This is a genomic window from Alloactinosynnema sp. L-07 (assembly GCF_900070365.1).
Lineage (GTDB): Bacteria > Actinomycetota > Actinomycetes > Mycobacteriales > Pseudonocardiaceae > Actinokineospora.
On sequence record NZ_LN850107.1, the window covers coordinates 612,712 to 625,294 of the forward strand.

Genomic DNA, 12,583 nt, shown 5'->3' on the forward strand with positions numbered 1-12,583 from the left:
GAATCATAGGGGTATCTCGTCGTGGAACCCACAAGCCGGTCCGGTGTGGCGCTCGTGGATAATCACGCGGGGAGGTGTGATGGCGGCCGACATTGCGGCGAAGGGCACGCTCGCCGCGGTCGCCCTCGGCGGGGCGGTGGGATCACTCGCGCGATATTGGCTGGTCAGCGTGGTCCCGGCCAAAACTGGCGGATTTCCGCTGGGCACTTTGCTTGTCAATTCCGTCGGTTGCCTGCTCATCGGGGCGCTGATGGTCGCCGTGGTGGAGCTGAGAAAAGTTCATACCCTTGTCAGGCCATTTCTCGGTGTCGGTGTACTAGGTGGGTTCACCACGTTCTCTGCCTACACCGAGGAAGTCCGCGCCCTGCTCGCCCCGGACACTATGCTCGTGGCGCTGGCCTACCTGATCACCACAGTCCTGTGCGCCCTCGCAGCGGTGGCGGTCGGGATGCGCCTGGCCAGGTGGGCGGTGTGACCGTACTCCTGGTCGCCCTCGGCGCCGCCGTCGGCGCGCCCGCGCGGTACCTGGTCGACCGTGCGCTGCGCGGACGCTTCGGCCACGGCTTTCCGTGGGGCACGCTGGTGGTCAACATCGTTGGCTCGGGAGTGCTCGGCGCGCTCGCGGGCGTGTCGACGGCGACAAACGCACTGCTCGGCGTCGGTTTCTGCGGCGCGCTGACCACCTACAGCACCTTCGGCTATGAGACGGTCCGACTCCTGGAGGACAGCGCCTACCGCAAGGCGTTCGCCAACGTCGCGGTCAGCGTGGTCGCGGGCATCGGCGCGGCCGCCGTTGGCCACGCGCTCAGCGTGCCAGGCTGAGCTGCAGCGCCTTGGTGACGATCTCCTTGAGCGCCGGGTCGTCCGGCGCCGATGGCTGGTCCAGCCAGACCGCCTGCACGAGCTTGAGACTGTTTCCCTCACGCCCGCTGGCGTAGGCGGCCGACTCGAAGGTCGGCTTGCGGTCCCCCGGCCAGGCCACGCCTTCCGCGGCCTGGTCGGCGACACCGCCGCCGCCGGACCGGTCGGCCACGGTGCGCAGTTCGGTCGCCGAACTGCTGGAGCTGAACCGCAGTACCGACACGAGGACCGCCGCGTGCTTGCCGTCCGAGGTGGCCTCGAAGCGCGCGCGGATGAGGCGCGCGCACCCGTTGGCCTCCAGCCAGCCGCGCACGTCGCCGAAGGCGTGGGCGGCGCAGTCGGTGTGCTCGGCCGACCCGCGCGCGGTGAAGCCGACGCCGTCGACCGGGACCGGGCCGGGTCGGTTGCCGTCGGGGTCGCGCTGGTGGCCGGAGTCGCTGGCCGAGCTGATCGCCACGGCGATCCCGGTGATCAGCAGGATCGCCACCAAGATCGCGGCGATGATCGGCAGCCACCGCAGGCCGCCTTGCTTCGGCGCGGCGACCGGCTTGGGTGCGGCCGGGCCGTCGACGACCCGGGGGATCAGCGTGGTGGTCGCCGCGGCGGCCGCATGGGGGAAGCCTTCCGCCGCGAGGTCGCCGAGGTCGGGTCCCGTGGGGTGCAGCGCGGCGAGGATCCGCCCGGCCTCCGCCACCGTGCACGGCCGCGGGTGGGTGGCCAGTTCGCGGGCGGCGGTGAGCAGGTTCATCGGCTCGGGGTGCAGGATCCGGACCCCACGCACCAGGTCGGCGGTGGGCTGAGAGACCTGTGAGACGTAGGGGCCGATCGCGACGACCGTGCTGACCGGCACCGGCTCGACCCGGCCCGCCTGCAGCAGTCCGGTGACCGCCGCGGTCGCGGCCAGCGCCTCGGCCGCCGGGTTGGTCGCCCCGTCCGGCCGGACAAGCGGCCAGCCGTCGGTCTTCCACTGCCCGCCCAGTGGCGCGTCCAGGCGCACGGCCGGGTCGGGCAGGTCCACCCCGACGATCACCAGGACCCCGCGCGGCAGCACGACCACGGCGTCGATGGGTTGATCACTGCCGGGCGGCTGGACGCCGAGCAGCGCGATCCCGCCGACGACCTCGTCACCGCGTCCCCAGGACACCAGCGCGGCGCGCAGGTCCTTGCCCACGGCGGAGGTCGCGTCCCCGATCCGGACCAGCCGCACCCGCCACCTCCCCGACCAGTGGCGGTTCGGTCTCGAACGTCGCCGTGTCGACACGGTAGCGGTGTGTTCCAGGGCTGATCGCGGCGCCCTGGCCGGCGAACGGGTGCGACCGTCGTCACCCAAACGGGCGACCGTCGTTACGGTGAACGTCACCTTCCAAGTCGGTTTTTGTCCTGGAGGTTCCATGTTTGGTCGTTCCCTGCGCGGCAAGCGAGTACTCATCGGTCTGACGGCCGCGGCTGTCGCCATTCCGCTGACGGTCACCTCGCCCGCCTCAGCGGGTCCACTCGCCCCGCTGTCCGCCTCGCTCACCGCGTTGCTCGGCTCCGCCACCCAGTCACTCACCGTCCTGGTCCACGGCACATCGGCCGCCGCGGCCGACACCGCCGCCCGACAGGCCGGTCTCGCCCCGATCGGCAAGTTCAACAAGGTCGGCGTGGTCGTCGCCCGGGGGTCGGCCCAGCAGGTCCAAGCCGTGCGCGCCAACTCCGGCGTCACCTATGTCGAGGGCAATGACCCGGTTCGCTACCTCGCCAGTAGCCCGGGGACGACCGCGACCACGAGCCTGCAGGCCCAGCAGACGCTGACCGGCGCGAACGGGCGCAAGCTCGACGGCAGCGGCGTCTCGGTGGCGATCATCGACTCCGGGATCGACCCGACCCACCCCGCGTTCAAGGGCGACGACGGCAAGACCCGCGTCGTGCGCAACCTCAAGAGCCTGTGCCTGGACGAGGCCAGCGTCGGCACCGGCTGCATCACCGACGTCCCGACGTCGGTCGACACCGACGCGCTCGCCGTGGGCGGTCACGGCACCCACGTGTCGGGCATCGCCGCGGGCAAGCGGCTGACGCTCAGCGACGGCACCCAGGTCGGCGGTTCGGCCCCCGGCGCCAAGATCGTGTCGATCTCGACTGGTGCGGTGATCCTCATCGTCGGCGCCGACGCGGCGCTGAACTGGGTGCTGGAGAACCACCGCGCGCCCTGCGGCGCGGGTGTCCCGGCGAGCACCTGCCCGCCGATCAAGGCGATCAACAACTCCTACGGGCCCTCCGGGGGTGGCGCGTTCGACCCGAACTCCGCCACCGCCAAGATCCAGCGCCAACTCGCCGCCGAAGGCGTGGTCACGGTGTGGGCCAACGGCAACGACGGTGGCGACGGCTCGGCGAACGTGTCGAACCCGCCCGGCCAGGACCCGACCCCCGGCGTGCTGTCGGTCGCTTCCTACAACGACCAGGCCACCGGCACCCGCAACGGCACCGTGTCCGGCTTCTCCTCCCGTGGCCTGGCCACTAACCCGGCGACCTGGCCGGACATCTCCGCGCCGGGGGAGAACATCATCTCGGCGTGCAGGCTGTACCTGCCGATCTGTGCCACCGGCCTGGCCCCCAAGAACGGCCCGGGGCTGCTCGACATCGGCAGCTACAACGTGATCAGCGGGACATCGATGGCTGCGCCACAGATCACCGGCATTGTCGCCCAGCTGTTCCAGGCGAAGCCGACCGCGACCCCCGCCGAGATCGAGGCCATCCTCAAGACCAAGGCGCACAAGTTCACGAATGGGGCGGCCTACACCGCCGTCGGGCCGTACACGAGCAGCTTCGACAAGGGAACCGGCCTGGTCGACGTGGTCGCCGCCGCGACCGCTCTAGGCGCACACTGATTCACTGACTCGGGGTATGCGGGGAGTCTGGCGACAGGCTCCCCGCATTCTTGTTTTACCTAAGAATTTGCTGATGCGCCTGATGCTTTCCGTGGTTCGTGTGGCCAAAGTGTCCGGATGCAGGGCACAATGTGGCGGGTATTCCACCCGTGCGGCAACCGCCGGTCGACAGGACGTAGGGGAAGACGATCCTCGTCGAGCAGCGGAGGTCAGCAGTGAGCACCCGTGGAAACACCCAAGGCGTGGTGTACGTCCACTCGTCGCCGTCTGCGGTATGTCCGCACGTCGAGTGGGCTATTTCGGGCACCCTCGGGGTGCGCGCCGAATTGAAGTGGACCGCGCAGGCCGCCGCGCCCGGCCAACTGCGTGCCGAGTGCGCGTGGACCGCCGACGCGGGCACCGGCGGCAAGCTCGCGGGCGCCCTGCGCGCGTGGCCGATGATCCGCTTCGAGGTCACCGAGGAACCCAGCGCCGGTGTCGACGGTGAACGTTTCTGCTACGCCCCGACCCTGGGCCTGTGGCACGCGCGCACCAGCGCCAACGGCGACATCGTCGTCGGCGAGGACCAGCTGCGGACCTTGGCGGCGTCGGCCAGGGCGGGGGAGTCCTTCGCCTACGGCGTCGACGAGCTGCTCGGCGCGTCGTGGGACGAGGCGCTGGAGCCGTTTCGCCGCGCGGGCGACGGCGCCCCGGTGACCTGGCTGCACCGGGTCGGATAGTGGTTGTGGCACGCTTGACCTGTGGTTGAGGGGTCGATGCGGCAGCAGTGGGTGTGGCCCGCGGTGCTGGTCGCCGTGGTGCTGACGGCCGCGGCGAGCCTGCTGGCCCGCGAGCTGTACGCCGATGATCGCGCCGCGCCGCCGCCCGCGGCCGTCCTGCCGAGCGAGGGCCCGCTGCCCGCCGCCGAACAGCCGGGCCACCGAGATGTGCGCGGCACGCAGGACGCCACCCAGCACCCGATGTACGAGACGGTCCGGCAGTTGCTGCAGACCTATTTCGACGCGATCAACGGCAAGAACTACGCCCGCTGGCAGACCACGGTCACGGCGGACCGGATCAAGAACATGCCCGAGACCAACTGGCGGGCCAGCTACCGGTCGACGCTGGACGGCAGCATCGTTGTCTACCGGATCGACACGGGCCCAGAGGACACCGCGCGGGTGATGCTGCGGTTCATCAGCAAGCAGGACGTCTCCGACGCGCCGCTTGAGCTGCCGGTGGCGTGCATCCGGTGGAGCGTCGTCTTCCCGATGGCGATCGAGGACGACGTGTGGAAGCTCGCCGGGGGGCCGACCGGCGCCTCACCGCAGCACGAAGCCTGCTGAGACGCCGGTCGGAGGCGGCTCATCTAGAGCGGGATGTTGCCGTGGGCGCCGCGTCCGGCGGGCGCCGCCGCCAACGCCTCGGCCAGCTTCCGCCGGGTCTGACGCGGGTCGATGACCTCGTCGACCACGCCGATGGCCATCGCCCGGTCGACACCGCCCGCGATGCGCTCGTGCTCGGCGGTCAGCTGGGCGTGCAGCGCTTCGCGCTCGTCCTCGGTCGCCGCGGCGAGCTTCTTGCGGTGCAGGATGCCGACCGCCGCCTTGGCGCCCATCACGGCGACCTCGGCCTCCGGCCACGCGAACACCGCGGTGGCGCCCAGCGAACGCGAGTTCATCGCGATGTACGCGCCGCCGTAGGACTTGCGGGTCACCAGGGTCACCCGGGGAACCACCGCCTCCGCGAAGGCATGCAGCAGCTTCGCGCCGCGGCGGACGACGCCGTCCCATTCCTGGCCGACGCCGGGCAGGTAGCCGGGCACGTCCACCACGACCAGCAGCGGCACCCCGAAGCTGTCGCACATCCGGACGAACCGGGCCGCCTTCTCCGCCGAGAGCGAGTCCAGGCAGCCGCCCTTGCGCAGCGGGTTGTTGGCGATCACGCCGACCGTGCGCCGACCGAGGCGACCAAGGCCGACCACGATGTTCGGCGCCCACTTGGCCTGCAGCTCCTCGAACTGCGACACGCCTTCCTCATCGGTGTCGAGGATGCCGCGCAGGACCGGCTTGACGTCGTAGGCGCGGTTGAGCTGCTCGGGCAGCAGGTCGCGCAGCGGGGTCTCCTCGCGCACGGCGTGCAGGTCGAACAGGCCAGGCTTGGCGAACAGGCTGGTGATCCGACGGGCCCGCACGTAGGCGTCGGGCTCGTCGGTGGCCAGCACGTGCACCACACCGGACTTGCGGCCGTGCGCCTCCGCGCCGCCGAGTCCCTCCTGGTCGATCTGCTCACCGGTGACGCTGCGAACCACGTCCGGCCCGGTCACGAACACCCGGCCCGCCGGGGACATGATCACGACGTCGGTCAGCGCCGGGCCGTAGGCCGCGCCACCGGCGGCGGGACCGACCACGACACTGATCTGCGGGACCCGGCCGGAGGCGCGGATCATCGCCGCGAAGACGTTGCCGACCGCGTCGAGCGACTCCACGCCCTCGGCCAGCCGGGCGCCGCCGCAGTGCCACACGCCGATCACCGGGCAGCGCTCGCGCACCGCGGTGTCGATGGCCTCGACGATGTGCCTGCACCCCTCCGTGCCCATCGCGCCGCCCATCTTCGTGGCGTCGGTGCAGTAGGCGATGACCTTGACCCCGTCGACGCGACCGCGCACCGCGAACACGCCACTGGTGTCGGCGGGCCGCAGCGGGGCCATCGAGTCGGCGTCGAGCAGTTGGGCGAGCCGGACCAGCGGATCACGCGGGTCCAGGTCACCGATCTCGCTCGATCGGGTGGCCAGGGCGGTCATGGAGTGCTCCTCAAGGACGGATGGTTCGCCGACGCCGGTCAGGCGGCGGTGAACGCGAGCGCGACGTTGTGGCCGCCGAAGCCGAACGAGTCGTTCACCGCGGCCGTGAGCTCGACCTTGCGCGGCTGGCCGGTGACCACGTCCAAGCCGACCCGCGGGTCGATGTTCTCCAGGTTCCGGGTGGCCGGGATGGTGCCGTAGTAGATCGACAGGATCGTCGCGATGCTCTCGACCGCGCCCGCGCCGCCGACCAGGTGGCCCAGCGACGACTTCGGGGCGGTGATCACGACGTGGTCGCCGAGCGCCTTGCGGATCGCGGCGGCCTCTCCGACGTCACCGACGACGGTGGACGTGGCGTGCGCGTTGACGTGCTGCACGTCGGCCGCACGCAGACCAGCCATCTGGATCGCGTTGGTGATGGCCCTGATCTGGCCGACGCCCTCGGGGTGGTTGCCCGTGATGTGGAAGGCGTCGGAGGTCATGCCGTAGCCGGACAGGCGGCCGTAGATGCGGGCGCCGCGAGCCCGCGCGTAGTCCTCCCGCTCCAGGATGACCACGCCCGCGCCCTCACCGAGGACGAAGCCGTCGCGGTCCTGGTCGAACGGCCGCGACGCGCGCTCCGGCTCGTCGTTGCGCGTGCTGAGTGTGCGGGACTGGGCGAACCCGGCGACGGTGATCGGGTGGATGCACGCCTCGGCGCCACCGGCGACCACGACGTCGGCACGCCCGGTCTGGATCATCTGGTAGGCCGTGGCCAGGCCCTCCGCGCCCGAGGCACACGCCGAGGCGGGGGAGTGCACGCCCGCCCTGGCCCGCAGCTCGATGCCGACGTGGGCGGCCGGGCCGTTGGGCATCAGCATCGGCACCAGCAGCGGTGAGACCTTGCGCAGACCCTCCCGCTCCAGGATGTCGTCCTGGTCGAGCAGGGTCACGGGTCCGCCGATGCCGGTGCCGATGCACACCCCGAGTCGTTCGGGGTCGACCGGCGCTTCCTCGTCCCTCGGCATCTCGAACCCGGCGTCCGCCCAGGCTTCCCTGGCGGCGATGATCGCGATCTGCTCACACCGGTCGAGCCTGCGGGCCTGGACCCGGGGCAGCACGTCGGCGGGGTCGACCGCGAGCGGCGCGTGCAGCCGGGCGGGCAGCTCGAAGCGCTCCGCCCACTCATGCTCGTTGCGGCGCACGCCGTTCTTGCCCGCGAGCAGCGCTTCCCAGGTGGACGGGACATCCCCGCCGAGCGGCGTGGTGGCGCCCAGCCCGGTGATGACGACGTCGACGTTGCTCATGGGGTTTCCTTCGCAGCGGTTGGGTGCTGAGTGCTGAGGTACAAGGAGGTGGGTCAGGACTTGCTGATGTAGGCGACGGCGTCGCCGACGGTCTTGAGGTTGGCCAGCTCGTCGTCCGGGATCTTGACGCCGAACCTGTCCTCGGCCTGCACGGCGATCTCGACCATCGACAGCGAGTCGATGTCGAGGTCGTCGACGAAGGACTTCTCCGGGGTGACGTCGTCCGGCGCCACACCGGCGACCTCTTCGACGATCTCCGCCAGGCCTTCGAGGATCTCGGCTTCGCTGGGCTTCTCCGACATGCCAGTCGTCCTTTCTCAGTTGGTCAACCGGCCGGTGTGCACCTGCCGGAGCTTTATTGGTGTGTCCCTTGCGTTAAGACAACACAGTGGGACAGATCGCTACCTGTCCACGCTGGGACGGGAGATTCATGGACAGATCACCACTTGTCCCGCGTAGGACAGTCCCGCGCCGAAGCCGATCAGCAGGGCGACGTCGCCCGGCTTGATCCGGCCCGCGGCACGCAGGTGGTCCATGGCCATCGGGATGGAGGCCGACGAGGTGTTGCCCGAGAGCACGATGTCGTCGGCGACGACCATGTCCTCGCGGGCGCCCTTGGCGCGCAGCCGCTTGGCGATCGCCTCGATGATGCGCAGGTTCGCCTGGTGCGGGATCAGCACGTCGATGTCCTCTGGCCGCAGGCCGGAGGCCTCCAGCGCGCGCAGCGCGATCGGCGCGATCATGGTGGTCGCCCAGCGGAAGACCGACTGGCCCTCCTGGTAGATGAACCGGCGGTCGGTCATGCCGATGGTGTCGACCAGGTCGCCAGCGCTGCCCCACACGACGGGGCCGATGCCGGGCTCCTCGGCCGGTCCGACCACCGCGGCGCCCGCGCCGTCGGCGAAGATGATCGCGTTGGACCGGTCGACCGGGTCCACCCAGTCGGTGAGCTTCTCGGCGCCGATCACCAGCACGCGCCGGGCCGAGCCGGAGCGCACCAGGTCGGACGCGGTGCCCAAGGCGTAGCAGAACCCGGCGCACGCGGCGTTGAGGTCGAACGCGCCTGCCGCCTTGACCCCGATCCGGTCGGCCACCTGGGCCGCGCCGTTGGGAATGGGCGTCGGCATGGTGCAGTTCGCCAGGATCACAGTGTCCACTTCGGACGGCGCCAGGCCACAGTCGGCCAACGCCTTCGACCCGGCGATGACAGCCATGTCGACCAGACGCTCGTCCGGCGCGGCGAACCGGCGCTCGGCGATGCCCACGCGCTCGCGGATCCACTGGTCGGTGGTGTCCATCTTCTGCGAGAGCTCGTCGTTGGTGACGATGCGCTCCGGCTGGAAGCTGCCGACCCCGAGGATTCGGCTGGCTGGTGCGCCAGTGGCGAGTCGCAGTGTGGTCATGCGGTACTTCCGATCAGTTCGGCCACCGTGTCGAGATTCGCGGGGGTCCTCAGGGCCACGGTGGGGGTGCCGCTGAGTTCGCGCTTGGCCAGGCCGACGAGCGCGCCCGCGGGCGGGAACTCGACGATCGCGTCGACGCCGCGCTCGGCCATGGCCGCCATGCAGCGGTCCCACCGCACCGGGTTGGTGACCTGGTCGATGAGCCGGGCGAGCACCTCCGCGCCATCGGCGACGGCGGCGCCGTCGCGGTTGGACAGCAGGGTGAACGCCGGGTCGGCGGGCGCGGCGAGGGTGGCCGCGTGCGCCGCGAGCGCCTGCTGGGCGGGCGCCATGTAGTGAGTGTGGAAAGCACCCGCGACCTTGAGGGTGATCACCTTGGTGTCGGCGGGCGGCTCGGCGGCCAGCTTCTCCAGTGCCGCGACGGAACCGGCGGCCACGATCTGGCCCGCGCCGTTGCGGTTGGCCGCGACGAGGTCGAGTTCGGCGAGGCGGGCCAGGATGGCCTCCTCGGTGCCGCGCATGAGCGCGGCCATGCCGGTGGGCTCCAACTCGCACGCGGCGGCCATCTCGCGGCCGCGCACCGCGGCCAGGGCGACGGCGTCCGCCGCGGTCAGCGCGCCCGCCATCGCGGCGGCGGCGAACTCGCCGATCGAGTGGCCCGCGATGATCACGTCGACCGGGATCTCGGTGCGCGAGCGCAGCTCCTCGAACGCCAGCAGCGTGGCCGCGACGATCAGCGGCTGGGTGATCGCGGTGTCCTTGATCTCGTCGGCCTCGGCGGTGGTGCCCAGCCGGGTCAGGTCGAGTTTCGCGATCTCCGACCAGCCCGCTAGGCGCTCGGCCGCGCCGGGCAGTTCCAGCCAGGGGGCGAGCATGCCGGGGGTCTGGGAGCCTTGCCCAGGAGCGAGTAGCGCGATCACGTCCATCACTGAACACCGTTTGTCCGCGTTCCACGCATGCTGAGGCTGACCAAGTCCCGGGGTCTGGTTTGTAGGGGTCCTACAAAAGTTAAGCCCGGGTGAACGCTACGCGCGGGTATTTGTTGTCAGATGTGTCGTGTGCCACGGACCAACTCCGGCGTGTCACCACAACCCTCGCGAACGCGACAGCCTGCCAACCGCGAGTGCCACCCGCAGCACCAGCGCGTCGCGGGGATCGGCCGCGTTGCGTCCGGTGAGCTCGGTTGCTTTCCTGAGTCGGTACCGGACGGTGTTCGGGTGGACGAACAACTGCCGCGCGCAGGTCTCCAGGACGCCGCCGGTGGCCAGGTACGCCTCGACGGTCTCCTGCAGCGACCCGCCCGCCTCCTCCAGCGGCCGGGCCACCCGGTCGATGAGCTGCCACTCGGCCTCGGGGTCGCCCGCGAGCGCGCGTTCGGGGAGCAGGTCGGTCGACCGGACCGGGCGCGGCGCCTCGGGCCAGGCGACGACCGCCCGCAGCCCGGAGAGCGCGTCGGACGAACTGCGGTGGGCCTCGGCGAGGGTGGTGACGGTGGGTCCGGCGACGACCGGGCCCGCGCCGAACGCCTCGGCCATCTTGGCCATGACCTCGCGGTCGGCGTCCTCGGTCGGGCCCGACAAGACCACGACCAGGCGTGAGCCCTGCACGCCCAGCAGCACCGGGCGGCTCGCGCGGGCCGCCCGGCTGCGGACCTCGTAGACGACGGCCGGAGGGTCGTCGGACGGCGGGTTGCCGACCAGGACGGTCGCTTCGGCGGCGGGGTCCCAGCCGAGAGCGGCCGCTCGGGACAACAGCGACTCCTCGGCGTCACCACGGACGATGCCGTCGACGACGAGGGCTTCGAGCCGGGCGTCCCACGCGCCGCGGGCCTCGGCGGCGGAGGCGTAGGACATGGCCGACGCGAACGCGACCTCGCGGCCGTAGCGGAGCACGGCTTCGGAGAGGACGGCCCGTTCGGTGTCGTCTTTCGCCAGGTCGGGGACCAGTTCCTCGAAGATCTGCAAGGAGACGCGGACCATCTCGACCGTCTGGCGCAGGCTGATCCACCGGGAGAGGTCCCTCGGGGCGCCGCGGAAGGTGTCCGTGGTGAGGCGGAGGGCTTCCTTGGGATCCCGGAGCCAGGCGGTGAAGCCCGCGACGCCGTTCTGGGCGACCAAGAGAACAGAGGCGCGCTGGTCGGCGGGCATGCGGCCGAACCAGGCGAACTGGCTGTCCATGGCCGCGACGGCCGCGGACGCCAGCTTGCCGGACGCCCGCTCCACCGCGTCCAGCGTTTCCGCCGATAGTGCTGTCGGCCCGCTCACGTGCTCAGGCTCCCACACGGCCTGCTCAGGTCCATCCGCGACATCTAGAGGACAGTGGCTGTCCTGCGGCATAAGGGCGAACGCACGCAAATGCGGCTTCCAATAGTTATGTGCCGCTGATGGATGCAAATATCGCAGCAAAAGGGCGGGCCGCCCGGCATGTTCGGTGCGCTCGATGCCGGACGGCCCATCTCCCCGGTCCCCACCGGTGGTTCAACTATGGGGTTTGGTGCGGGGTAGGCGCCATCTGAAGTCGGAGGGTTAACCCGTTCGTGGGATGTGTCGCGGTTGCCTGTGCCCGTGGGCTGAGAAACGATCTCCCTGGACAGAGATCTGCTCGTCGGGGGCCCTAGGAGGTAGAACATCGTGGGTGCGGAACTTCGCGAGGGGCTCGGTCAGGCGTGGTCGATGGTGGCCACGTTCGTGCCGAAGCTGCTCGGTTTTCTCATCATTCTTCTGATCGGCTGGCTGATCGCCAAGGCGGTGAGCAAGGGGTTGTCCATGCTGATGGGCAAGCTGGGTTTCTCCCGTTTGATGGAGAAGACCGGAATGTCCGGAATGGCCCGCAATTCAGGCATCGACGTGGGCGCGATCCTGGTGAAGTTGGTCTACTACTTCATTCTGCTGATCGCGCTGCAGTTGGCGTTCGGCGTGTTCGGTGAGTCGAATCCGGTGAGCCAGCTGCTCAACCAGGTCATCGCGTTCCTGCCGCGGATCCTGGTGGCGATCGTGCTGCTGGTCGTGGCCGCCGCGGTGGCCAGGGTGGTGCGCGACCTCATCACCAGCGCGCTGGGCAACCGGCCGTTCGGGCCGATGCTGGGCACGGTCGCCTTCGTGTTCATCATCGCCTTCGGCGTCATCGCGGCGCTGAACCAGGTCGATATCGCCACCACGGTGACGATGCCGGTGCTCATCACCGTGCTGGCGACGATCGGCGGCATCCTGGTCGTCGGGCTCGGCGGCGGCCTCATCCGGCCGATGTCGGACCGGTGGGGCGGCTGGCTGGAGCGCATGCAGTCGCAGATGGGCGGCCAGGCCGGGGCGCCGCAGCCGCGGGTCGAGGCGCCCGCCGAGGCGGCCGAGCGCAAGCCACACGAGTCGCGGCGCTGAGCCGTTGAAC

At 70.7% G+C, this 12,583-nt stretch carries 13 protein-coding genes; 6 read left to right on the plus strand and 7 right to left on the minus strand.

Annotation, left to right across the window (positions count from 1 at the left end; all coding sequences use genetic code 11):
- Window positions 1-79 precede the first annotated feature (79 nt).
- Complete coding sequence (crcB, locus tag BN1701_RS03070; protein ID WP_054045277.1) at window positions 80-475, plus strand: fluoride efflux transporter CrcB; 396 nt, start codon at window positions 80-82, stop codon at window positions 473-475.
- Window positions 472-822, plus strand: coding sequence for a fluoride efflux transporter CrcB (gene crcB, locus BN1701_RS03075; protein ID WP_054055574.1), 351 nt, complete (start codon window positions 472-474; stop codon window positions 820-822). The genes crcB (BN1701_RS03070) and crcB (BN1701_RS03075) overlap by 4 nt, the downstream gene beginning before the upstream one ends.
- Here the strand turns inward: crcB (BN1701_RS03075) and BN1701_RS03080 are convergent.
- The gene (locus BN1701_RS03080; RefSeq protein ID WP_054045279.1) at window positions 806-2,068 is read right to left on the minus strand and encodes a hypothetical protein; all 1,263 of its coding nucleotides are present in this window, start codon (window positions 2,066-2,068) and stop codon (window positions 806-808) included. The genes crcB (BN1701_RS03075) and BN1701_RS03080 overlap by 17 nt on opposite strands.
- Window positions 2,069-2,252: 184 nt before the next feature.
- Between BN1701_RS03080 and BN1701_RS03085 the strand changes: the two genes are divergently transcribed.
- From BN1701_RS03085 to BN1701_RS03095, 3 genes are all read left to right on the plus strand, one after another.
- The gene (locus BN1701_RS03085) at window positions 2,253-3,728 is read left to right on the plus strand and encodes a S8 family peptidase (protein WP_054045281.1); all 1,476 of its coding nucleotides are present in this window, start codon (window positions 2,253-2,255) and stop codon (window positions 3,726-3,728) included.
- 215 nt (window positions 3,729-3,943) lie between these two features.
- A complete protein-coding gene (locus tag BN1701_RS03090; protein WP_157367745.1) occupies window positions 3,944-4,447 on the plus strand; it encodes a DUF3145 domain-containing protein in 504 nt (167 codons plus the stop codon).
- Window positions 4,448-4,468: 21 nt separating this feature from the next.
- Complete coding sequence (locus BN1701_RS03095; RefSeq protein ID WP_157367746.1) at window positions 4,469-5,053, plus strand: hypothetical protein; 585 nt, start codon at window positions 4,469-4,471, stop codon at window positions 5,051-5,053.
- Between the two features lie 23 nt (window positions 5,054-5,076).
- Here BN1701_RS03095 and BN1701_RS03100 read toward each other — a convergent pair whose 3' ends face one another.
- From BN1701_RS03100 to BN1701_RS03125, 6 genes are all read right to left on the minus strand, one after another.
- Window positions 5,077-6,510: an acyl-CoA carboxylase subunit beta gene (locus BN1701_RS03100; RefSeq protein WP_054045286.1), complete on the minus strand. Its 1,434-nt coding sequence runs from the start codon at window positions 6,508-6,510 to the stop codon at window positions 5,077-5,079.
- Between the two features lie 38 nt (window positions 6,511-6,548).
- Complete coding sequence (locus BN1701_RS03105) at window positions 6,549-7,796, minus strand: beta-ketoacyl synthase (RefSeq protein WP_054045289.1); 1,248 nt, start codon at window positions 7,794-7,796, stop codon at window positions 6,549-6,551.
- Between the two features lie 53 nt (window positions 7,797-7,849).
- The gene (locus BN1701_RS03110; protein ID WP_054045291.1) at window positions 7,850-8,098 is read right to left on the minus strand and encodes an acyl carrier protein; all 249 of its coding nucleotides are present in this window, start codon (window positions 8,096-8,098) and stop codon (window positions 7,850-7,852) included.
- Window positions 8,099-8,224: 126 nt separating this feature from the next.
- Window positions 8,225-9,199, minus strand: coding sequence for a beta-ketoacyl-ACP synthase III (locus BN1701_RS03115; protein ID WP_054045292.1), 975 nt, complete (start codon window positions 9,197-9,199; stop codon window positions 8,225-8,227).
- A complete protein-coding gene (locus BN1701_RS03120; RefSeq protein ID WP_304439907.1) occupies window positions 9,196-10,125 on the minus strand; it encodes an ACP S-malonyltransferase in 930 nt (309 codons plus the stop codon). The genes BN1701_RS03115 and BN1701_RS03120 overlap by 4 nt, the downstream gene beginning before the upstream one ends.
- A 156-nt stretch (window positions 10,126-10,281) precedes the next feature.
- Window positions 10,282-11,463, minus strand: a complete 1,182-nt coding sequence (locus tag BN1701_RS03125; protein ID WP_082859628.1) for a CdaR family transcriptional regulator — start codon at window positions 11,461-11,463, stop codon at window positions 10,282-10,284.
- Window positions 11,464-11,829: 366 nt separating this feature from the next.
- Here BN1701_RS03125 and BN1701_RS03130 point away from each other — a divergent pair, with 366 nt between their 5' ends.
- A complete protein-coding gene (locus tag BN1701_RS03130; RefSeq protein ID WP_054045297.1) occupies window positions 11,830-12,573 on the plus strand; it encodes a hypothetical protein in 744 nt (247 codons plus the stop codon).
- Window positions 12,574-12,583: the final 10 nt, after the last annotated feature.